This is a genomic window from Streptomyces sp. NPDC054842, from assembly GCF_053611025.1.
This window is the reverse complement of sequence record NZ_JBSGZN010000018.1, coordinates 121,603-141,965: the sequence shown is the minus strand read 5'-3', so window position 1 is coordinate 141,965 and position 20,363 is coordinate 121,603. Positions and strand designations below refer to the sequence as shown.

The 20,363-nt window shown below is 73.9% G+C and carries 16 protein-coding genes; 5 read left to right on the top strand and 11 right to left on the bottom strand.

The window, feature by feature from the left end:
• Positions 1 to 33: 33 nt before the first annotated feature.
• From ACWGIS_RS16800 to ACWGIS_RS16790, 3 genes are all read right to left on the bottom strand, one after another.
• Positions 34 to 867, bottom strand: coding sequence for an alpha/beta fold hydrolase (locus ACWGIS_RS16800; protein ID WP_453363163.1), 834 nt, complete (start codon positions 865 to 867; stop codon positions 34 to 36).
• A 143-nt stretch (positions 868 to 1,010) separates the two neighbouring features.
• Complete coding sequence (locus tag ACWGIS_RS16795) at positions 1,011 to 2,207, bottom strand: serine hydrolase domain-containing protein (protein ID WP_453363162.1); 1,197 nt, start codon at positions 2,205 to 2,207, stop codon at positions 1,011 to 1,013.
• Positions 2,208 to 2,365: 158 nt separating this feature from the next.
• On the bottom strand, positions 2,366 to 2,860 hold the full coding sequence (locus ACWGIS_RS16790) for a VOC family protein (RefSeq protein WP_453363161.1): 495 nt from the start codon (positions 2,858 to 2,860) through the stop codon (positions 2,366 to 2,368).
• Positions 2,861 to 3,041: 181 nt separating this feature from the next.
• On the opposite strand from ACWGIS_RS16790, the gene ACWGIS_RS16785 reads away from it, so the two are divergent.
• Together ACWGIS_RS16785 and ACWGIS_RS16780 are read left to right on the top strand one after the other, a co-directional pair.
• Positions 3,042 to 3,569, top strand: coding sequence for an NUDIX hydrolase family protein (locus tag ACWGIS_RS16785; protein WP_453363186.1), 528 nt, complete (start codon positions 3,042 to 3,044; stop codon positions 3,567 to 3,569).
• A 249-nt stretch (positions 3,570 to 3,818) separates the two neighbouring features.
• Positions 3,819 to 4,631 (top strand): SAM-dependent methyltransferase, encoded by an 813-nt coding sequence (locus tag ACWGIS_RS16780; protein WP_453363160.1) that lies wholly within the window; start codon positions 3,819 to 3,821, stop codon positions 4,629 to 4,631.
• Between the two features lie 158 nt (positions 4,632 to 4,789).
• Here the strand turns inward: ACWGIS_RS16780 and ACWGIS_RS16775 are convergent, their stop codons facing one another.
• From ACWGIS_RS16775 to ACWGIS_RS16760, 4 genes are all read right to left on the bottom strand, one after another.
• Positions 4,790 to 4,990, bottom strand: coding sequence for a hypothetical protein (locus tag ACWGIS_RS16775; protein ID WP_453363159.1), 201 nt, complete (start codon positions 4,988 to 4,990; stop codon positions 4,790 to 4,792).
• A 64-nt stretch (positions 4,991 to 5,054) separates the two neighbouring features.
• Entirely contained in the window at positions 5,055 to 5,276 is a 222-nt protein-coding gene (locus ACWGIS_RS16770; protein WP_453363158.1) for a hypothetical protein, read from the bottom strand.
• A 423-nt stretch (positions 5,277 to 5,699) separates the two neighbouring features.
• Positions 5,700 to 6,494, bottom strand: a complete 795-nt coding sequence (locus ACWGIS_RS16765) for an SDR family NAD(P)-dependent oxidoreductase (RefSeq protein WP_453363157.1) — start codon at positions 6,492 to 6,494, stop codon at positions 5,700 to 5,702.
• A 154-nt stretch (positions 6,495 to 6,648) separates the two neighbouring features.
• On the bottom strand, positions 6,649 to 8,127 hold the full coding sequence (locus ACWGIS_RS16760; RefSeq protein ID WP_453363156.1) for a serine hydrolase domain-containing protein: 1,479 nt from the start codon (positions 8,125 to 8,127) through the stop codon (positions 6,649 to 6,651).
• Positions 8,128 to 8,443: 316 nt separating this feature from the next.
• Between ACWGIS_RS16760 and ACWGIS_RS16755 the strand changes: the two genes are divergently transcribed.
• The 3 genes from ACWGIS_RS16755 to ACWGIS_RS16745 all read left to right on the top strand — a co-directional run bounded on the left by ACWGIS_RS16755 (position 8,444) and on the right by ACWGIS_RS16745 (position 14,749).
• Positions 8,444 to 11,722, top strand: a complete 3,279-nt coding sequence (locus ACWGIS_RS16755; protein ID WP_453363155.1) for a family 78 glycoside hydrolase catalytic domain — start codon at positions 8,444 to 8,446, stop codon at positions 11,720 to 11,722.
• A gap of 56 nt (positions 11,723 to 11,778) precedes the next feature.
• Entirely contained in the window at positions 11,779 to 12,750 is a 972-nt protein-coding gene (locus ACWGIS_RS16750) for an LLM class F420-dependent oxidoreductase (protein WP_453363154.1), read from the top strand.
• A gap of 406 nt (positions 12,751 to 13,156) precedes the next feature.
• Positions 13,157 to 14,749: a protein kinase domain-containing protein gene (locus ACWGIS_RS16745; RefSeq protein WP_453363153.1), complete on the top strand. Its 1,593-nt coding sequence runs from the start codon at positions 13,157 to 13,159 to the stop codon at positions 14,747 to 14,749.
• A gap of 277 nt (positions 14,750 to 15,026) precedes the next feature.
• On the opposite strand, the gene tgmB is transcribed toward ACWGIS_RS16745, so the two are convergent.
• From tgmB to ACWGIS_RS16725, 4 genes are all read right to left on the bottom strand, one after another.
• The gene (gene tgmB, locus ACWGIS_RS16740; protein ID WP_453363152.1) at positions 15,027 to 15,977 is read right to left on the bottom strand and encodes an ATP-grasp ribosomal peptide maturase; all 951 of its coding nucleotides are present in this window, start codon (positions 15,975 to 15,977) and stop codon (positions 15,027 to 15,029) included.
• Between the two features lie 13 nt (positions 15,978 to 15,990).
• Positions 15,991 to 16,185, bottom strand: a complete 195-nt coding sequence (gene tgmA, locus ACWGIS_RS16735) for a putative ATP-grasp-modified RiPP (RefSeq protein ID WP_355794446.1) — start codon at positions 16,183 to 16,185, stop codon at positions 15,991 to 15,993.
• A gap of 233 nt (positions 16,186 to 16,418) precedes the next feature.
• A complete protein-coding gene (locus ACWGIS_RS16730) occupies positions 16,419 to 18,848 on the bottom strand; it encodes a GH92 family glycosyl hydrolase (RefSeq protein WP_453363151.1) in 2,430 nt (809 codons plus the stop codon).
• Positions 18,849 to 19,329: 481 nt separating this feature from the next.
• Positions 19,330 to 20,313: an aldo/keto reductase gene (locus ACWGIS_RS16725; RefSeq protein WP_453363150.1), complete on the bottom strand. Its 984-nt coding sequence runs from the start codon at positions 20,311 to 20,313 to the stop codon at positions 19,330 to 19,332.
• Positions 20,314 to 20,363 lie beyond the last annotated feature (50 nt).

Here is a 20,363-nt window from a genome sequence, read left to right as displayed (position 1 = left end):
CCGCGGGGCGCGCGGCCGGCCGGCGGGAGCGGGTCAGCCCGCGGCGGGTTCGCCCGCTCCTTCCCGTGCCAGCACCTCGCGGAGCACCCGGGCGAACTCCTCGGGCCGCTCGGTGAATCCGCCGTGGCCGCCGGGGAACTCGACGGGCGGCGTGCCGAGCAGACCGGCCAGCGCGGTGGACGTCCGGTGGGTGAGCAGCGGCCCGGAGGCGGCGCCGATCCCCACGACGACGCGGCCCGGCGCGGACGTCAGAGCGCCGATGTCGGGCACGTACCGGGTGGTCGCCCGCAGTTCGTGGGCGAAGAAGCGGGCGCTGTCGGCGAGGTCCTGCGCCGAGGGCTCGCCGGACGGCGGGGGCGGCTCCTCGCCCGTGCCCGCCACACCGGAGACGGTCATGAACTTCGCCCAGGCCGCCCCGACGCCCTCCTTGTGGAAGGTTTCGACGATGTCCTCCGTCGCGGCGTGCCGCTCGGCGGCGTCGGGCAGCAGGTCCAGTACGGGCGGCTCGTGCGCGACGAGGGTGCGCACCCGTCCCGGGTGCCGGACGGCCAGCGCGAGGCCGGTCACCGCGCCGCCGCTGCTGCCGAACACGTCGGCGCGCTCCGTCCCGAGCGCGTCGAGGAGGGCGGCGAGGTCGTCCGCCCGCAGCTCGGGGGTGGAGTCCTGGGCGGGGTCGTCGACGGGGCTGCCGGCGATGCCGCGCGGGTCGTGGGTGACGACGGTGCGGTCGCCCGCGAGCACGTCGGCCAGCGGTGCGAAGGCGGCGGCGGGCATCGGCGCGCCCGTCACCAGCAGCAGCGGGCCCGAGCCGCGGACCTCGTAGCGCAGGCGCGCCCCGGGCACGTCGAGGGTGTGAGTGGTGGTCATGGACGGGCTTCCTTCCGCCGTGCGGCAGCCGCCGCGGTCACGGCGACGAAGGGAGGACTCCGGCGCGGCCGGCAACTCATCGCCGTGGCCGCGCCGTCCTCGGGCGGCGGTCCCGCTCGGGTCCCGGCGCCGTCCCTTACCGGTCAGCGGCCCTTGGCGAGCAGCGCGCAGACGAAGTCCTCCTGGACGGCGCGCAGCCGCTCCAGCTGTGCGGGGGCGAGTTCCTTGTTGATCTGGGCGGTCACCGAGAAGGTGAGCGAACGGCGCCCGTCCGGCGTGGCGGCGGCCAGTTGCGTGTAGCCCGGGAAGTTGCCGGTGTGGCCGAGCACCACGCCGCAGCGGGTCGTGTAGCGGAAGAGGGCCAGTCCGGCGCTGTTGCGTCCGGGGCCCGCGGGTTCGGAGGCGCCCTTCACCCAGCGCCGCTGCTCGCGCACGACCTTGCGGCCGTACAGTTCGCCGCCCGCGTAGCCGCGGACGAAGCGGTTCAGGTCCGCGGGCGTGGAGACGATGCCGCCCGAGGCCCAGACGCCGGAGGCGCCGAGGAACTCGCTGACGTCCTCGGGGGCGTCGGGCGCGCTCACGTCGTAGCCGTGCAGGTAGGGCTTCGGCAGCCGGTAGCCCTGCGGCAGGCTGGTGTCGCGCAGGCCGAGCTTCCGGTACACCAGCTCGTCCAGGAGCCGTTCGTAGGTCGTGCCGGTGACGGCCTCGGCCATCAGGGCGACGGCGATGTTGTCGGAGTTGGAGTACCGGAAGCGGGAGCCCGGCTTGAAGTGCAGCGGCTCGTCGGCGACGTAGTCGAGCAGCCGGCGGGAGTCGAAGCGGTGCCGGGGGTCGGCGATCACCGTCTCGCGGAACGCGGCGTCCTCGGTGTAGTCGGGCAGGCCGCTGGTGTGGTTCAGGAGCTGACGCAGCGTCACCGAGCCCCAGGCACGGGGCAGTCGGGGCAGGCGCTCGCGCAGGGTGTCGTCCAGGGCGAGGTCCTTGCTGTTGACCAGGGTCAGGGCCACCGCCCCGCTGAACGCCTTGGCGACGCTGGCGATGCGCATGTGGTCGTGCGCGCGGGGCGGCCGACCGGTGCGCAGATCGGCGGTCCCGGCGCGCAGGACGCGGGTCTTGCGGCCGTCGCGCAGCACGGCGATGACTCCCGGCGGGCCGCCCGGGGCCCCGGCGAACTCGTCGATCTCCTGTTGCAGCGCGCGGTCGTCGGGCGCGGCGGGACGGGCGCCGGCGGCACTCGGGGTGAGTGCGGTCAGCGCCGTCAGGCACACGGCGACGAGGGCGGCCCTCCGCAGTCGCGGCGGGGCGACGGCGGCAGGCGACGGCAGGGGGCGCAGCGGCATCTCGGCTCCTGAGGGTGGGGACTGAGCCTCCAGCCTCGGCGGCGCGGACGGCCGCCTGCCCCCGGTGCTGCTGCATACGGCCCAGCACACGGCCCTGCAAGCGGTACGGTCCCGCTCGCTCCCGGCGCGTCACGTCGTGGCCGCCGTGCGGGCGGGCCTCAGAGCACGGTCGTGCCGTACATCTCGCCGAGGGGGTCGGCGAGGAGTTCGACGCGGGCGCCGTCGGGGTCGCGGAAGTAGAGGGAGGTTCCGCTCTCCTCCTGGTGGTCGACCCCTGCCGCGCCGAGGCGCTCGCGCAGTCGGCGCCAGGTGGTGGGGTCGACGGAGATGGCCAGGTGGTGCAGTCCGCCGAGCACTTCCGCGTACGGGCCGAGGTCGAGGCCGGGGAAGTCGAAGAAGGCCAGCAGGTTGCCGTTGCCCAGGTCGAAGAAGAAGTGGGTCGAGCCCTTGTAGTCGCGGTTCTCGATCATCTCCGTGAGCGGAAATCCGAGGACCTCCTGGTAGAAGCGCACGGTGCGCTCGACGTCGGCGGAGAGGAGGGCCACGTGATGGATGCCGCGGGCGGAACTCGCCGGGCGGTCCGAGGCCGCGAGGTAGGTCTCCCGGATCCGCGAGCGTTCCGCTTCGACGGCGGCCAGGTCCACAGGTTCCATCGGGGCTCCTCGCTTGTCCACGAACTGGTTGGCGATTCAACCAACTGGCGGGTTCACTCTAGACCCCGGCCGCCCGGATCGGGAGCACCGCGTCGGCGTGCCGCCGACGCGCCCCCGGGTCGGACCCGCGACGTACGGGCCAAGCGGGGGTCACTGAAAGTATGATCAACGAATGTCTGACATGACCGAGACCTCGCCCGGCTGGCTGACTCCCGACGAACTGGACCAGGCCCGCGCCCGGATGCCGATCCTGTACGTCGAGGCCGTCCCCGTGCGCGTCGACGACAGCGGCGAAGTCACCAGCATCGGACTGCTCCTGCGCATCGGCCCCGACGGGACGGTCAGCCGCACCCTCGTCTCCGGCCGGGTGCTGCACCACGAGCGGGTCAGGGACGCCCTGCTGCGCCACCTGGAGAAGGACCTGGGCCCGATGGCACTCCCCCGGGTCCCGGCGTCGCTGCAGCCCTTCACCGTCGCCGAGTACTTCCCCACGCACGGGGTCACGCCGTACCACGACCCCCGCCAGCACGCGGTGTCGCTCGCCTACATCGTCCCGGTGACCGGTGACTGCCGGCCGCGGCAGGACGCGCTCGACCTGGTCTGGTTCAGTCCCCAGGAGGCGTCGTCGCCCATGGTCCTGAACGAGATGCCCGGCGGCCACGGCGTCCTGCTCAGGCAGGCCCTGGCCCACGTGGGCTGCCTCTCCTGACGCCTCCCCCGGCTCCCCCGCCGCCTCCCTCGCACACGTGAGGGAGGCGGCGGCCCGGGCGTCGCCTCGCGCGCGTGGCCGCGAACTGCCGTGCCGCGCCGCCGGGTTCACCGGACCGCCGGCCGGTCCTCTTCGTACCGGGCGGGTCCTGGCCGGGTGATCAAGGGGGCACAATGGCGGCGACGGTCAGGTGCCGCCCCGGCGGCCGCACGCGCCCGGACGCCCACGGGCGCGCAGGAAGGGAACGACATGAGCGACACGCAGCGCCCGACAGGTGCCTCCGGACGGCTGAACACCTCGGTGGCGCACAACGCCCGGGTGTGGAACTACTGGATCGGCGGCAAGGACCACTACGAGGTGGACCAGAAGGTCGGCGAGCAGGTCGCCTCGATGTTCCCGGTGATCCGGGACGTGGCCCGCGCGGACCGCGAATTCCTCGGCCGCGCCGTGCGGTTCCTCGCCGCCGACCTCGGCGTGCGGCAGTTCCTCGACATCGGCACCGGCCTGCCGACCCTGGACAACACCCACGACATCGCCCAGCGGATCGCGCCGGACTCGCGGATCGTGTACGTCGACAACGACCCGATCGTGCTCGTCCACGCCCGGTCCCTGCTGACCAGCACCCCCGAGGGCGTCACCGACTACATCGACGCCGACGTGCACAACCCGGACACCATCGTCCGGGGTGCCGCCGAGACGCTCGACCTGGAGCAGCCCGTCGCGGTGATGATGCTGGGCATCCTGAACTTCGTCCTGGACACCGAGAAGGCGCGGGACATCGTGCACCGGATCATGTCGGCCGTTCCGTCGGGCAGTTGCCTCGTGCTGACCCATCCGACGACGGACGCCGACCTCGGCGGCGAGGGCAACGTCGAGGCCATGAAGTTCTGGAACGAGAACGCCACCCCGCCGATCACCGCCCGCACCCGCGCGGAGATCGCCTCCTTCCTCGACGGCCTCGACCTCGTCACGCCGGGCCTCGTGTCGTGCTCGCGGTGGCGTGCGGACTCCGAGTCGGCGCCGACCCTCCCGCAGTTCGGCGCGGTCGCCGTCAAACCCTGACCCGCGGAGGGGACTTGAGGGGGCCTAGTGAGTCCCCGGGACGAACCATGCCGTGGCGAACGACGTCTTGTCCCGGGACGTCGTTCCGTCGGTGATCCACCAGTCGGCGGGTTGCTCACCGTGGACGCGGAGGACGGCGTCGGGCACCCGGTGAGGGATCAGCTCGTCCCTGCCCTCGCCGTCGAAGTCGGCGGCTCCCGCGGGCCGGGCCCCCGGTTCCACGCCAGCGGCTTCCCGCCGTCCGCCGCGGCGGCGCCCGCACGCCGCACCTCGGTGCGCCGCTCGCCGTCGATGAGGGTGGCGCTCTCCTGGGTGGCGACCAGGGTGCCGTCGCGGCCGCCGTCCGGGTCGGCGGCCACGTAGCCGCCGGGGCCGAAGTGGTGGCCGCGCCCGCCGTCCTCGGGCAGCCGGCGGGTGACGGGCTCACCGCCCGCCCGGATGGACGGTGAGCGAGCCGTCGACGCCCGAGGGCTCCGTCCCGCTCTCGCGCGGTCCGGCGTGGACCAGGAGGTCGCGGTGTCCGTCGCCGTTGATGTCGTCGGGGTCCTTCGAGCCCTCCCCGGGGGCGGAGGCTCGGCTCTTGGCGGGCGCCGGGGCCCCGCCCTTCGACGGGAGGGCCCCCCGTCCGTGCCGCCCGCGTCGCACCCGGCGAGGACGGCGAGCACGACGCAGAGCGCGGGCACCGGCAGCAAGGCATGTGACGTCGTGCGCCTCACCCTCACATCCCGCCGTAGGCGACTTCACAACGGCCGTGAAGCCGTTGCCCAGTTGTCGTCCCCCGCACCCCCTCACGGCGGGGCACGGGCGGCGCCCCCTCCCTGTGAGCCGCGCTCGCCAGCCGACGGAGCACGGGCCCGCCTCGCCGCGACCTCCGCGCCTACACGCAACTGACCATGCCCTGGGAGCCGAAGGCAGGCCGGACCGCCCCGCGGGCACGGAGCGGACCGCCCGTCCCGCTCCCCCCCCGTCGCCGACCTGCCTCGTGCAGCGCGACGCCGGGCCCGCCCAACAGGGGCCCGGCGTCGTGGCGTCAGGGCGTCAGGGCGTCGTGGCGTCGTCGCCGGAGCGTCAGGGCAGGATCGAGTCGACGTACCCGCCGTCCACCCGGACGGCACCACCGGTCGTCGCCGACGCCTGGTCCGAGCTCAGGTAGACGACGAGGTTCGCGATCTCCTCGGGCTCGATCAGCCGCTGGAGCAGGGACTGCGGGCGGTGTTCGCGCATGAAGACGCGCTGTGCCTCGTCCCAGGGCAGCTCGCGGTCCACGAGTTCGTACACGAAGTCCTCGACGCCGCCGGTGTGCGTGGGGCCCGCGATGACGGAGTTGACCGTGACACCGGTGCCCGCCGCCTCCTTGGCGAAGCCCCGGCTCACCGCGAGCAGCGCCGTCTTGGACATGCCGTAGTGGATCATCTCGGCCGGGATCGCCACCGCCGAGTCGCTCGCGATGTACTGCACGCGTCCCCAGCCCCGCCGCGTCATGCCGGGCAGGTAGGCGCGGGTCAGCCGGACGGCGGCGAGGACGTTCACCTCGAAGTAGCGGCGCCACTCGTCGTCACTGATCTCCAGGGCGGGTTTGGCGCCGAAGATGCCGAGGTTGTTGACCAGGATGTCCACCTCGGGAAGCGTCTCCCGGGCGCGCGCCGCCCCCTCCTCGGTCCCCAGGTCGGCGGCGACCGCGACGAACCGCGCGTGCGGGGCGTCCTCGGTGAGTTGAGCGACGGCTTCCGCGACCCGGCCCCCGTCACGCCCGTTGACGCCGACGCGGGCGCCCGCCCGGGCGAGGCCCAGGGCGATGGCCGCCCCGATGCCCTGCGTCGAGCCGGTGACGAGTGCCGTCCGTCCTCCGAGGTTCAGCTGCATCAGCACACTCCGCTTCCGTGACGGCGCACCCGGGCGGCCGCCGCCGTCCTCGTTCGATCATCGGCGATCAATTGTGCGTCGGCACGCCCTGGGTCCGCCCGGCGCGGACGGCCGGGGTGACGCGTCCAGCGCAGGGCGTACGAGGCCGCCGCGGTCACCGGGGAGCGGTGCCGGGGGCCGTCGACGCGGTGTCCGGCCACGGGGCCCGCAGGGAGGCGAGCGGTCCGCCGTGCAGGGGCACCGTGTGCCAGCGCGCCGTGAACGTACGGGACGTGAGCGAGCAGGTCACGCTCAGCCGGTGCGGGGTCTCCAGGAACAGGACGTCGGCGCGCAGGGTGTCCGCGTCGTCGCTCCATCCCCCGCTGACCGCGGTGGGCACCGGTCCGCCGTCCACGGTCCAGCCGGCGTCGCCCAGCCGCAGGGGCAGGAGGCTGCCGCTCTCGTCCAGCGTGAGGGTCCAGCGGTCCGCGTCGGCGTCGACCGCGACGCCCGTCAGCCTCTTCGGCCGGGTGGCCCCCGGCTCGTCCGCCGCGGGTGCGAAGCGGGCGCCGGACCAGGACTCCGCCCGCGCCGGCGGGGCACCGCGGCCCGGCACCGGCGGCAGGCCCAGCTTCGAGAGACGCTCGCGCAGGCCGTCGTCGTCGTGCCCGGGCAGCGGGGCCGGGCCGAAGGCGGGCAGCAGATGGCGCCAGACGAGGTTCAGCAGCTCCTGCATCTGTTCGGTCGCCGCGGTCGTCGCCACCACCGCGTCGTGCTCGGGCAGCACCAGGCAGAACTGCCCGTACGCCCCGTCACCGCGGTAGCCGTGCCGGGCCCGCCAGAACTGGAACCCGTAGCCCTGCTGCCAGTCAGACTCGGTGCCCTGCGGCGTGCCGTCCCAGGTGGAGACGTGCGCGCGGGTCGCCTCGGCGGTCCAGGCCGCCGGGAGCAGCCGCCGCCCCTCCCAGACGCCGTCCTGAAGGTACAGCTGTCCCAGCCGCGCGATCGCGTCGGTCGTGGCGTGCAGTCCGCTGAAGCCGAGGTCGCGGCCGGGCGGCCGCTGGAGCCAGGCCACGTCGCCGATGCCCAGCGGGTCGAAGAGGCGCGGGCGCAGATAGTCCGTCAGGGTGCGGCCGGTGACCCGCTGGACGATCGCGGCGAGGGTGTAGGTGGCGGGCTGGTTGTACGCGAAGACGGTGCCGGGGTCCCGGTCCGGCGGGGTGAGCAGGAAGCCGCGGACCGGCTCCTCCCGATCGCGCCTGAAGGCCGCGTCGTGGGTCTCCGCGAGGTGCCCGCTGGCCATGGACGCGACGTGCCGCACGAGCATGGTGCGGCTGCGCGGGTCGGTGATGTCGGCCTCGAACTCCGGGAAGTACGCGATCACCGGCCGGTCCAGGTCCAGCAGCCCTTCCGCGGCGGCCAGTCCGGCGGCCGTCGACGTGAAGCTCTTGCTCAACGAGTAGAGAAGCTGGGGGCGTTCGGGGGTGTAGGGCGCCCACCAGCCGGAGGCGACGAGGCGTCCGTGCCGCAGGATCATCAGGCTGTGCGGCTCGATGCCGGGCGCGTCCTCGACGGCGTCGAGGAAGGCGTGGACGCCGGACGCGTCGACGCCCTCGGCGGCGGGACCGCTCTCGGGCAGGGGGCGGGCGCTCATGCGGGTCGGCCTCCGGACGGTCGGGGTGACGGACGGGGAGCGGGGACGTGGCGGGCCGCCGTCCGTCGCCGGGACGGGTTCTCGCCGACGGGACGCCGGCTGGGGTTCGCGCCGACAGGGTGCCGGCTGTGTGCAGGGGCCATCCTTCCCTCGCGCATCCCTCGTGTCCACGCCACCCGTGCACACCTCTTGATGGCCGCCACAGCCGGTGCATAGGATCGACGACTACGGAATGAAACGTTTCAATCACCATGGGTCCACGGCGGCGCATGGGGCGAATCCATCGACACCACCGACATCCAGCGAGGGGCAGCAGATGGCCAAGGATTGGGACCGCCGGGTCTTCCTGAAGAGCTCCATGGCCGGCGCGGGCGCGTCCGCCGCGCTCGGAGCGGCGGCGGGCACCGCCTCCGCGTCCGGGGACCGGGGCGGCGACGCCGCACGGCCGGGCCGGCTGCGCATCGAACGGACCACCGTCGAGTACGCCGAGACGCTGCTGGGCACCGAGGTCGAACGCCCGCGGCTGACCTGGGAGTTGACGGCGGAGGGGCACGGGGCCCGGCAGACCGCCTACCAGGTGAGGGTCGCGCTCGACCCGCGGGAGCTGCGTGAGGGGCGCCGCCTCGTCTGGGACTCGGGCCGGACGGCGTCGGACCGTACGGTCGGTGTCGGGTACGCGGGCCCCGCGCTGGAGCCCCGTACGCGCTACCACTGGCAGGTCCGCGTCTGGGACGGCGACGGCCGCCCGTCCGCCTGGAGCGTCTCGCGCTGGTGGGAGACAACGTTGCCGAAGGACGCCTGGCGTGGCGTCTGGATCGGAGCCGACGCCGCCCCCGAGCCCCCCGGCTTCGCGGGCGCGGCCTGGATCTGGTCGCCCGGCTCGACCGCCGGCTCCTCCCCCACCGGGCCGCGCTGGTTCCGCGGCACGACGACCCTGCCCGCCGGAGCGGACGTCCGCCGCGCCACCCTGGTGGCCACCGCCGACGACGACTTCACGCTGTACGTCGGCGGACAGCGGGTGCTGCACCAGGACGAGCAGACGGACGCCTGGCGCACCGGCCGGTCCGCGGACGTCACCGGGCTCGTGCGCGCCGCGCCCGGCGGGCGGCTCGTGGTGGCCGCGCTCGCCACCAACCGCGGCGCTCCCGCCTCGGTGAACCCGGGCGGGCTGCTCGTCCGGCTGGTCGTCGAGACGGCGGCGGGCGGCACCGCCGAGTTCGTCACCGACGGCGACTGGCTCTGCGCCGGCAGCGAGCAACAGGGCTGGCAGCAGCCGGAGTTCGACGACGGGCAGTGGGCGCGTGCCGCGGTGCTCGCCCCCTACGGGCAGGGTCCGTGGGGCGACGGGGTGACGGTCACCGCGCCCGAACAGCCCGCCCCGCTGCTGCGCCGCGAGTTCAACGTCCCCAAGCCCGTGGTGCGCGCCCGCCTGCACATCAGCGGGCTCGCCTACTACGACGCCGAACTGAACGGCGTACGCGTCGGCCGCCAGGTCCTCGACCCCGGGTTCACGGACTACGACGAGACCGTGCTGTACGCGGTGCACGACGTGACGGACCGCGTCCGCCGCGGCCGCAACGCGATCGGAGTCACGCTCGGACGCGGCTTCTTCGGCATGACGACCCCCAACGTGTGGAACTGGCACCGGCCGCCCTGGCACGGCGAGCCGCGGCTGCTGGCCCAGCTGGAGATCGACCACCCGGACGGCTCGCGCACCACGGTCGCCACGGACGGGCGGTGGCGCCTGACCGAGGGCCCCACCCGCTCCAACTCCCTCTACGCGGGCGAGACCTACGACGCCCGCGAGGCACCGGGCGGCTGGACGCGCCCCGGGTTCGACGACACCGGCTGGCGGGAGGCACGCCGGCAGCCGGCCCCCAAGGGGACGCTGCGCGCCCAGGGACACGACCCGATCGAGGTCGTCGAGACCGTGCGCCCGGTGGCCGTGTCGGAGCTGCGGCCGGGTGTGTACGTCGTCGACATGGGGCGCACGATGGCGGGCTGGTCCCGGCTGACCGTCCGGGCGGACGCCGGGACGACGGTGCGGCTGACGCACGGCGAGAAACTGAAGGACGACGGGAGCGTGCACGCGGAGACCGGGCACGTGCCGGGCCGCTTCCAGACGGACGAGTACGTGTGCGCGGGCGGCGGCGAGGAGGTGTGGGAGCCCGCCTTCTCGTACAAGGGCTTCCGCTACGTACAGGTCAGCGGCCTGCCGGCGAAGCCGGAACCCTCGCAGGTGCTCGGCCGGGTGGTGCACACCCCGGTCGCGCGGACGGGCACCTTCGCCTGTTCGGAGCCGTTCTACGAGCGGCTGGAGGCGGCGATGCGCCGGACGGTCCTGAACAACCTGCACGGCATCCCGACGGACACCCCGATGTACGAGAAGAACGGCTGGACGGGCGACGCCCAGCTCGGCGCTCCCGTCATGGCGTACGCGTTCGGGGTGCACCGCTTCCTGACCAAGTGGCTGGGCGATCTCGCGGACAGCCAGAACCGCGACGGGCAGCTGCCGGTCATCGTGCCCAGCGGCGGCTGGGGCTACGGAGACCTCGGCCCCTCCCCCGAGTGGACGACCGTCTACCCCTTCCTCGTCCGCGAGATGTACCGCGTGTACGGCGACGAGCGCCTCGCCCGGGACCACTGGAAGCCCCTCACCCGCTACCTGGACTGGGAGATCTCCCGCCTGGAGGACGGGCTCGCGGTGACCGCCCTCGGCGACTACCTGCCGCCGGGTTACGGAGGCAACCCGCCCGAGGACACCCGGCTCACCGCGACGGCCTACCTGTACCGGGCGCTGACCGGGACGGCGGAGCTCGCGGACCTGCTCGACGACAACGATGTCGCCGCCCGCTACCGGCGGACGGCCGGTGAGCTGAAGGAGGCGTTCAACGCGGCCTTCCTGAGTCCGGAGGGCCACTACCGCACCGCCAAGGACCCCGGTTACCGCCAGACCAGCAACTGCGTCCCGCTCGCCTTCGGACTCGTCCCGCCCGGCGCCCGGGCGAGCGTCGTGGAGTCGCTGCTCGCCGACCTGCGCGAGCGCGGCGACCACCTCAACACCGGGGCACTCGGGACGAGCGTGCTGCTGCGCGAGCTGTCCGCGCAGGGGCATCCCGAGGTGGCGCACGCGGTCGCCACCCAGCGCACGTACCCGGGCTGGGGGCACTGGTTCGAGCACGGCGCCGACACCATGTGGGAGATGTGGCCCCTGGACTCCCGCTCCCGGGACCACTACTTCCAGGGCACGGTCGTGCAGTGGCTGTACGAGAACGTGGCGGGGCTGCGACCCGGTGACGCCGGGTACCGGACCTTCACGGTGCGGCCCGACGGCCGTACGGGCGTGGACTGGGCCCGCACGTCGGTGCGCACGGTCCGGGGCGAGGCGTCCGCCGCGTGGTCCGTCGTCGGCACCGCGCTGCGGCTGTCGGTGCGGGTGCCGGTGGGGTCGACGGCCGAGGTCCACGTACCGGCGGAGGCCCGCTCCGACGTCCGGGCGCCGGAGGGCACGGCGTTCCTGCGCGCCGAACCCGGGTTCGCGGTGTACGAGGCGCCGCACGGGAGCTGGGAGTTCGTGGCCCGCCTCGCGAGGTAGCGCCGTACGGGGGAAGGTCCCTGTTTCCGGATCATCGGATCGGGGACCCGTCTCTTATGGTGCAAATCGGATACACGATGATGACGGAGCAAGCCGGACCCCGTGACCTCGTCGACCACGTGGTACGGGCCGAGCAGGCCGGGTTCGACTTCTCGGTGACCTCGGACCACTACTTCCCGTGGCTGGAGTCCCAGGGCCACGCGCCGTACGCCTGGAGCGTGCTCGGTGCCGCCGCCCAGGCCACCTCGCGGATCCCGCTGATGACCTACGTGACGTGTCCCTCCTTCCGCTACCACCCGGCGGTGGTGGCGCAGAAGGCGGCGACGATGCAACTGCTGTCCGAGGGCAGGTTCCGGCTGGGCCTCGGTTCCGGCGAGAACCTCAACGAGCACGTGGTGGGCGGGGGCTGGCCCTCGGTCGACGTACGGCACGAGATGCTGGAGGAGGCTCTGGGCATCATCCGCGACCTGTTCGAGGGCGGCCATGTCACCCGCCGAGGCACGCACTTCGACGTGGAGTCGGCCAAGCTCTGGGACCTTCCGGACCAGGCGCCGCCGATCGGGCTCGCGGTGTCCGGCGAGCGCTCCTGCCGGCTGGCGGGCCGCTTCGCCGACCTCGTGATCGCCACCGAGCCCAAGGCGGAGTTGGTCGAAGGCTTCGACCGGCACGGCGGGCAGGGCAAGCCCAGGGTGGGCCAGCTCCCCGTCTGCTTCGACCCGGACCGCGAAGCGGCCGTGCAGCGGGCGCACGACCAGTTCCGCTGGTTCGGCAGCGGGTGGAAGGTCAACTCCGAACTCCCGCACCCCCAGTCCTTCGCCGGGGCGACCCAGTTCGTCACGCCCGACGACGTCGCCGAGTCGATTCCGTGCGGGGACGACCCGCAGGCCATCGTCGAGGCCGTACGCCCCTACGCCGAGGCCGGGTTCACCGAGGTCGCGCTGGTGCAGATCGGCGGCGACTCCCAGCACGCCTTCCTCGACTGGTCGGAGAAGACGCTGCTGCCGGCGCTGCGCGACGCCTTCGCCTGACGCCGCCGGCCGGGCCGGCACGGACACGGACGCCGAGGCGACGACAGCGGGCTGCGCGGCTGCTCGGCGGCCGCTCTGCGGCGGGTGTGGGAGTACCAGGAGTTCTCGATGTGGTTCGCGGAACTGCTGCACGGTCCCTCGTCGGGCGACCCCTTCCGGGCGGGCGCGGCCACGGCCCGGCCGCGGCACCTGCTGCGCTCCCCGGCCGCGGGCGGCGCCCTCGCCGAGTCGCCCATCGGCGCCACCCCGTGGCCATCGTCTGGCGCGCGCCGTCCGCACATCTGCTCGAAGCGCGCCGCCCCGGACGAACCCGGCCGACCGATTCCCGTCCGCGTTGAACACCGGGCGGCGCCCCCGCCGTACAACCGGGAAAGGCGTGAGACCGGTTGCGCAGCGAGGGATGACCATGACCGAAGGGCAAGCCAGCACACAGGAGTTGATCGCCGGACGGTACTGGCCGCAGGAGGTCGTGCACCGGGAGGAGGGGCGGACGGGACTGCGCGGCCAGGACGTCCGCTTCCGGCGGCCGGTCTCCCTGACGGAGTCGCGCCCGGGCACGGGCCCACGTCCCGGCACCGCCCGCATCCTGCGCGAGTCCGAGAGCATGGAGCTGGCCTGCCCCGGCCGGGTCGCCACCGTCCTCGACGTGGTCGAGGAGAACGGCGCGCTGTGGACGGTCATGGACCGGATCGAGGGCACCCCGCTGGGCGACCTGCTGCGGCACGGGCCGGTCGGCCACGTCCGGGCGGCCCGCATGGGTCTGGCGATCCTCGACGTCCTCGCGGCGGCCCACCGCGAGGGCATCACCCACGGCGACCTCAGCCCCGGGCAGGTGTTCGTGCGCGATGACGGCGGGGTGCTCGTCGCCGGTTTCGGGCTGCTGGGAGCCGCCGTCTCGCCGCGCGTCACCGCGCCGTCGTACGCCTCCCCCGAGCAGGCGCGGGGCGAGGGCGCCGGGCCCGCGTCGGACCTGTGGGCGCTCGGGGCGATCCTCTACACGATGGTGGAGGGGCGGCCGCCCGTCCGGGACCGCGGCCCGGTCGAGGCGACCCTGCGGGCGGTCGACCTGCTCCCCATCCGCTCCCCGCAGAACGCGGGACCGCTCGGCCCGGCCGTCCAGGGGCTGCTCCGCAAGGATCCGCAGGAGCGCCTGCCCGAGCCGGTCGTGCGCGCGGCGTTCACCCGTATCCTCCGCGAGGACCCCGGGGAGCCCGGCCCCGATACGCCTCTGCCGTGTCTGCGCGACGCCTACGCCGCCGCCTGGCGCACCGGCCGGGTGTGGGGCAGACGCACCGTGGGCCGGCCGGCGCTGCTCGGCGTGCTGGCGCTGGCCGTGACCGGCGCCTCGCTCGCCGCCCTCGCCCTCACCGGCGGCGGCCAGGACGGCGGTCCCTCCGCGTCCCGCCCCGAGCCGTCCCGCCCGGCCGCCGGCGGAGCCCCGCCCGCCGCGCCGCCCAGCGCGCCGCCCTCTCCGTCCGGGCCGTCCTCCCCCGCTCCCTCCGCCACACCCTCCCGGCCCGACAAGAGCGGTCCGCCCGCCGGGTTCCGCCGCTACGACGCGCCCGAGGGGTTCTCGATCGCCCTGCCCACCGGCTGGAAGCCGCTCGACCGGGACAGCGCCTCCGACGCCTCCTACCGGGTGACCTTCGGCGCCCCCGGCGATCCGCGCACACTGGCGGTCACCTACAGCGAACGGCTCGGGCCGGACCCCGTCGGTGTCTGGCGGGCCCTGGAGCCCTCCCTGAAGCGGACGTCCGTCGACTACGAACGCGTGGGCGCCATCCGCTCCGTCGACTACCGGGGCCTGGACGCGGCGGACATGGAGTGGCTCTCCGAGTCCTCGGGCGTGCGCGAGCGCACCCTCGGCCGCGGCTTCCTCACCGGGGCGGGCCGAGGCTTCTCCTTCCGCTGGACGACCCCGGCCGACGACTGGGACGACACCGCGAACCGGCGGGCGCTGGACGTCTTCCTGCGCACCTTCCGCGCCTCCGCCGGGTGAGTCTCACGCACCGCTGCCCGCAGGGGACTTACTGCGGAGGTGCGTGTTCAGCCGCGCGGCCGGCCGTCGAGCCGGGGCGCCCGACGGGTGAGGTGCTCGCGCTCGGGCGGCCGGTGGCCGATCGGTGGGTCCTGGCTTGAGCGCGTGCCGCGGTGGCCGTGTCGCCGCCACGCTCGCGCGGAGAAGGCCGCGCGGAGGGGCCGCGACCGCCGTGTGGCGTGGCAGGCGGGGTCGAGGTCCGCCGGGCCGCCGGGCCGGTCCGCGGGCCGTCGGCCGCTCAGGCCGAGCGGGTGTCCGACCCGGGTCTTCGGTACGCCAGCCAGAGGGCGACCGCCTCGGCGATGGGCTGTCCGGTCTCCAGCTCGACGAAGCCGAACTGCCCGCCCTGGTTGCACTCCAGGAACCACCACAGGCCCTCCGCGTCCTCCGCGAAGTCGAAGGCCGCGTAGGCGAGTCCGGTGAACGCCATGTACTCCTGGACCGACTTGGCGACGCGGTCCGGCACGGAGGTGGTCTCCCACAGGTGGCCGGTGTCGCCGTAGCGCCCGTCGATCTGCCCGGGCGCGGCGGTCTTCCGGGCGGCGAACAGCCGTGAACCGACACACGTCAACCGGATGTCGGCGCGCTTGGGGACGTAGCGCTGGAGCAGCGCGGGGCCGGCCGCCACACCGGAGAAGTCCGCGTCCGGCCCGATCAGCGTGGTCGGCAGGGACACCGTCGGGTCACCGGGCGGCGGTCCCGACGCGGACTTCACCACCACGTCGCGGTACTCCTCCACGAACTGCTGCGCCACACGCGGCGCGGTGGTGACGACCGTCGGCGGCACGGCGAAGCCGCTGAGGTGGGCGACCCGCAGCTGCCACGGCTTGTGCCGGGCCTGCTCGGCGCTGCCGGGATGGTTCATCCAGCGGGTGACGGCGGAGTAGAGCATGCCGAACAGGGCCTGCCGGGTCTCGGCGGTGAGCCACGGCGAGGCGTGTGCCGCGTGGGCGGCCGGTTCGCCCGGCCGCCGCACCCACACGGAGCGCAGGCCCGCCATGCTGAGCACATGGCCGTTCACGGACAGGTGCCCGTCGAAGTCGCCGTGCGCGTAGTCGGCGGACAGGACCGCCTTGTCGGGGAGGTCCGCGGGGTCGAGCCGCACCACCGGGACACCGCGCGTGTTCAGCTCGGCCACCACCATGTCCGCGGTGACATCCTGCTCGGCGGTGAGGACCAGGACCGTCATCCGCGGCGGTCCCTCAGTCGTCGAAGTGCGTCTGGGACCCGGCGGTGGAGGTCGTGGTGCCCGCGGCCATCAGCAGCGCCCGGTCACTGACCGCCGGGCGGCCGTCCGGCAGCACGTTCAGCTGCAGGGAGGCGTCGAAGTGGTACGGGGGCAGGGCGGCCGCCGGTTGCCCTGTGGGCAGGGCGTAGTTGAGCGTGAACGGTCGCACGAAGAACCTCCCGCGGTCTGACGATGCCTCTATGCACACCGGTACGTGTATCCCCTGTAAGGGATTCATCACTTTGCGACAACTGAGCGTGAAGGCCGTCACATCGCGGGCTCCCGATGCACACACTGCGGCGTCCTTCGAAAGCTTGAACGCCGTTACGGACAGGTTCAGTTCCCGTCCCGGAGGTGCGGCTCCATGAGAACACGCTGAGTGTCCGCACGGAGCCGCCCCGTTCACCGCGGCAGACCGGCGGGGTCGGTGCCCCAGGAGGTGTCGGGCCGCTCGGCGAGCCGGTAGGTGAGCGTTCCGCCCTTCGTCACCAGCCGTGCCCCCGTCCACGAGCGGTCCGTGGGCCGGCCGTCGACCCGTACGGCGGCGACGTACGGGTGCGCCGCGTCGGCGTCGGGCGCCTCGATGGTGATGCCGGTCCCGCCGGGCCTGTCGATCACCGCCTCCGTGAAGAGCGGCGCGCCCAGCAGCATCGCGCCGCTGCCCGGGGTCTGCGGGTACAGGCCGAGCGCGGAGAAGACGTACCAGGCGGACATGGTGCCCAGGTCGTCGTTGCCCGGCAGTCCCGCGGGACCGGTGCCGTAGACGGTGTCGAGGATCTGCCGCACGGTCGCCTGGGTCTTCCAGGGCTGTCCCAGGGCGTTGTAGAGCCACGGGGCGTGGATGCCCGGCTCGTTGGTGGGGTCGTAGCGCAGCGGGTCACCGCCGCGCACCGACCACGCGCCGTCCGCCGTGTGGAAGAAGCCGTCGAGACGGGCGGCGGCACGCTCCCGGCCGCCCATGGCAGCGGCCAGCCCCTGGACGTCCTGCGGCACCATCCAGGTGTACGTGGCGCTGGTGCCCTGCGCGAATCCGCGGTCGCTGCCCGGGCTGAACGGCGTCACCCACGAGCCGTCGAGGTTGCGTGCCTGGACGTATCCGGCGTCGGCCGTGGCGGCGGGGTTGAAGACGTTGCGCCAGTAGGTGCCCCGCTCGGCGAAGGCGGCCGCCTCCTCGTCGCGCCCCAGCAGCTTCGCCCACTTCGCCAGCGCGGAGTCGGCCACGGCGTCCTCCAGGGTCTCGGCGGCGCCGCCCCAGCAGTGGCAGACGTCCTGCGCCGCGTAGTGCGAGCCGAGGTACTGGGCCAGGTTGGGACGCTGGCCCACGCACTGGCCGGGGCAGCCGGCGTCGGAGAGCCCGTCCGGGTGCGGCACGGTGGCCTGGCGCGCGAGTGACTCGAAGGCTCCCTCGTGGTCGAAGTCGCGTACGCCCATCGCGTAGAAGGTGGCGAGGGTGGCCGCCGACGGGTCGCCCGTCATGACGTGGGTGGCGCCGCTGACGTGCACCCAGCGGTCCCACACCCCGCCGTTCTGCCCGGCGAAGTTGAACAGCGACTGGGCGAAGTCCCCGGCGATTCCCGGCTTGAGGAGGGCGAGCAGCTGGATCTGCGCCCGGTACTGGTCCCAGCCCGAGAAGTTGCTGTACTGGGCCCGCTGGCCGCGCGCCAGGCGGTGCACCTTCCCGTCCATGCCGTAGTAGCGGCCGTCGGCGTCGCTGATGACGTTCGGCTGCATGAGGGAGTGGTAGAGCGCCGTGTAGAAGGTGGTGCGCCGGGCGGTGCCGCCGCCCGCGACGCGCACGGTGCCCAGTTCCCGGTTCCAGGCGTCGGCGCCCGCACGGGCCACGTCGTCGACGCTCGCCCGCGGGGGTATCTCACCGCGGAGGTTGGCCTCGGCGCCGCCGAGACTGACGTAGGAGATGCCGATCCGCATCCGGACATCGTTGTCGGAGCGGGTGTCGAAGCCGACGTAGCCGCCGGAGCCGCGGCCCGCACGGTCGGTTCCCGTGGCGTACCCCTCGCCACCGGAGGCGGAGGTCGAGCCCGCCGAGAGCGTGCCGTCCTTCCACGTGCCGACGGAGGAGAAGGCCCGGTCGAACGAGGCGCTGAAGTACAGCTTGTAGTAGCTCTTGCGGTTGTTGGTGCCGCCGTTGGCGCGGCGGCCGCAGAAGGCGCCGGTGAGCACCCAGCCGGTGACCTTGCGGTGCGCGGTGTCGATGTCGACGTGCGCGTCCTCGCTGCCGTTCAGGGAGTTGGACACGCGGAACAGCAGGTTGGCGGGACGGCCGGCCGGGAAGCTGAAGTCGGCGACGCCGGCCCGCTTGCCGACGGCCAGGTCGGCGGCGGCGCCGGACGCGAGTCCGAGGGTGTAGCGCCCCGGTACGGCCTTCTCGTCGGCGTGCGCGAAGTCGGCCGCGTAGACGGCGTCCTTGGTGTCCGCCGAGGGCGAGGACGTCACGTCGCCGACGAACGGCATGATGGGGGCGTCGCCCGCGGCGCCCGGGTTGCAGCCGGCCCCGTTGACGTGGGTGAGGCTCAGTCCGCGGATCCGGGTGGCGTCGTACCGGTAGCCGTTGGCGGCCCCGGTGCCGGTCTGGTCGCCGGTGGTGCTGGTCGGCGACCAGGCGATCATCCCGTACGGGAGGGTCGCGCCGGGGTAGGTGTTGCCGCCGTTGGCCGAACCGATCAGCGGGTCGACGTAGGAGACCGGCCGGTCGGCCGGGCGGGCCGCCGCGACGGCCGGGGACGGAACTGCGAGGGCCAGAGCGCTGGTCACGGCGAGGGCGGCCGATCGGATGCCGAGCCGTCTTGCCGTACGGAGCCATGGTGGGCGCATGTGCGGTGTCGCCTTCCGACGGGTGGAGCGGTGCGGGACAGGTCCAACAGGCGCGCGCCCGAACGGCTTTCGGGCGGCGGCCCGACGCGAGGATAGAAGGCTCCGCGAAGTGCGGGAAGCGACCGGCACGTCCGGACGGTGACACCGGGATGAACGACCGGGTCGGGGGCCGGGGGGTCCCTTGCGGCACGCCCGCGACGCGTCGGGGCACCTGGTCCGCGGGGCGCCCCGGGGGCGGCCGTCGCGCGGGAAGGGTTCTGCCGGACGTCCGCTCAGGGAGTCTCGGCGGACGAGAGGCGGCACCGGCCGGGACGGCCGAGGAGAGGGCCCGGAAGCGGCACGGCCGGGACGGCCGAGGAGAAGGCCGGGAAGCGGCACGGCCGGGACGGCCGAGGAGAAGGCCGGGAAGCGGCACGGCCGGGACGGCCAGGGAGAGGGCGGCTCCGTGGGGAGCCGCCTCCTCCGGTCCGGGCGGGGACCGCTACCAGCGGCCCTCGACCTGCTCCTTGATGCGGCGCTCGTACAGGTCACCGATCGCGTCGAGCGTCTGCTCGGACAATTCCGGCAGCTTCGCGGCGGCGGCGTTGGCTCGGGCCTGCTCCGGGGAGCGGGCTCCCGGGATCACGGTGGTCACGCCGGGCTGCTGCACGATCCAGCGGAGCGCGAGCTGGGCCGGCGTGAAGCCCTCCGGGGCGAGCGCGGAGAACTCGGCCGCGGCCTCCACGCCCGTGGTGAAGTCGACGCCGGAGAACGTCTCGCCCTGGTCGAAGGCCTCACCGTGCCGGTTGAAGGTGCGGTGGTCGTTGTCGCCGAACACCGTGTCCTTCGTGTACTTGCCCGACAGCAGGCCGGAGGCCAGCGGGACACGCGCGATGATGCCGACGCCCGCCTCGGCCGCCGCCGGCAGCACCTCCCGGAGCGGCTTCATGCGGAAGGGGTTGAGGATGATCTGGACGCTCGCCACGTTCGGGCGGGCGATCGCCGTCAGGGCCTCCTGGGTCGTCTCGACGCTCACGCCGTACGCGGCGATCCGCTCCTCCTCGACCAGGGTGTCGAGGGCGTCGAACACCTCGTCGGAGGAGTAGACGGGGGTCGGGGGGCAGTGCAGCTGCACCAGGTCGATGCGGTCGACGCCCAGGTTGCGCCGGGACCGGTCGTTCCAGGCACGGAAGTTGTCGAGGACGTAGTTCTCGGGAATCTGGTCGACCCGGCGGCCCATCTTGGTCGCGACCAGCACATGCAGGTCCTGCCTGCCACGCAGGAACGTGGCGATGGTCTGCTCGCTGCGTCCGTCGCCGTACACGTCGGCCGTGTCGAAGAAGGTGACCCCCGACTCCGCCGCCGCCTCCAGCACGGCGAGGGCGTCCTTGTCGTCCACGTCGCCCCAGTCCGCCCCCAGCTGCCACGTGCCGAGGCCGATGACGGATGCGTGCTGTCCTGACCTGCCGAATTCGCGCTCGTTCATGGCGTCAGTCTGACACCTCGCCCCCGGCGCGCGGGACGGGCCTCACCGAG

Bases quoted from the DNA above. Each gene is read 5' to 3' on its own strand.
- ACWGIS_RS16725 (WP_453363150.1), bottom strand. From the start codon at position 20,313: ATGAACGAGCGCGAATTCGGCAGGTCAGGACAGCACGCATCCGTCATC.
- ACWGIS_RS16730 (WP_453363151.1), bottom strand. From the start codon at position 18,848: ATGCGCCCACCATGGCTCCGTACGGCAAGACGGCTCGGCATCCGATCG.
- ACWGIS_RS16760 (WP_453363156.1), bottom strand. From the start codon at position 8,127: ATGAGCGCCCGCCCCCTGCCCGAGAGCGGTCCCGCCGCCGAGGGCGTC.
- ACWGIS_RS16750 (WP_453363154.1), top strand. From the start codon at position 11,779: ATGGTGCAAATCGGATACACGATGATGACGGAGCAAGCCGGACCCCGT.
- ACWGIS_RS16755 (WP_453363155.1), top strand. From the start codon at position 8,444: ATGGCCAAGGATTGGGACCGCCGGGTCTTCCTGAAGAGCTCCATGGCC.
- tgmB (WP_453363152.1), bottom strand. From the start codon at position 15,977: ATGACGGTCCTGGTCCTCACCGCCGAGCAGGATGTCACCGCGGACATG.
- ACWGIS_RS16765 (WP_453363157.1), bottom strand. From the start codon at position 6,494: ATGCAGCTGAACCTCGGAGGACGGACGGCACTCGTCACCGGCTCGACG.
- ACWGIS_RS16800 (WP_453363163.1), bottom strand. From the start codon at position 867: ATGACCACCACTCACACCCTCGACGTGCCCGGGGCGCGCCTGCGCTAC.
- ACWGIS_RS16790 (WP_453363161.1), bottom strand. From the start codon at position 2,860: ATGGAACCTGTGGACCTGGCCGCCGTCGAAGCGGAACGCTCGCGGATC.
- ACWGIS_RS16780 (WP_453363160.1), top strand. From the start codon at position 3,819: ATGAGCGACACGCAGCGCCCGACAGGTGCCTCCGGACGGCTGAACACC.
- ACWGIS_RS16795 (WP_453363162.1), bottom strand. From the start codon at position 2,207: ATGCCGCTGCGCCCCCTGCCGTCGCCTGCCGCCGTCGCCCCGCCGCGA.
- ACWGIS_RS16785 (WP_453363186.1), top strand. From the start codon at position 3,042: ATGACCGAGACCTCGCCCGGCTGGCTGACTCCCGACGAACTGGACCAG.
- ACWGIS_RS16745 (WP_453363153.1), top strand. From the start codon at position 13,157: ATGACCGAAGGGCAAGCCAGCACACAGGAGTTGATCGCCGGACGGTAC.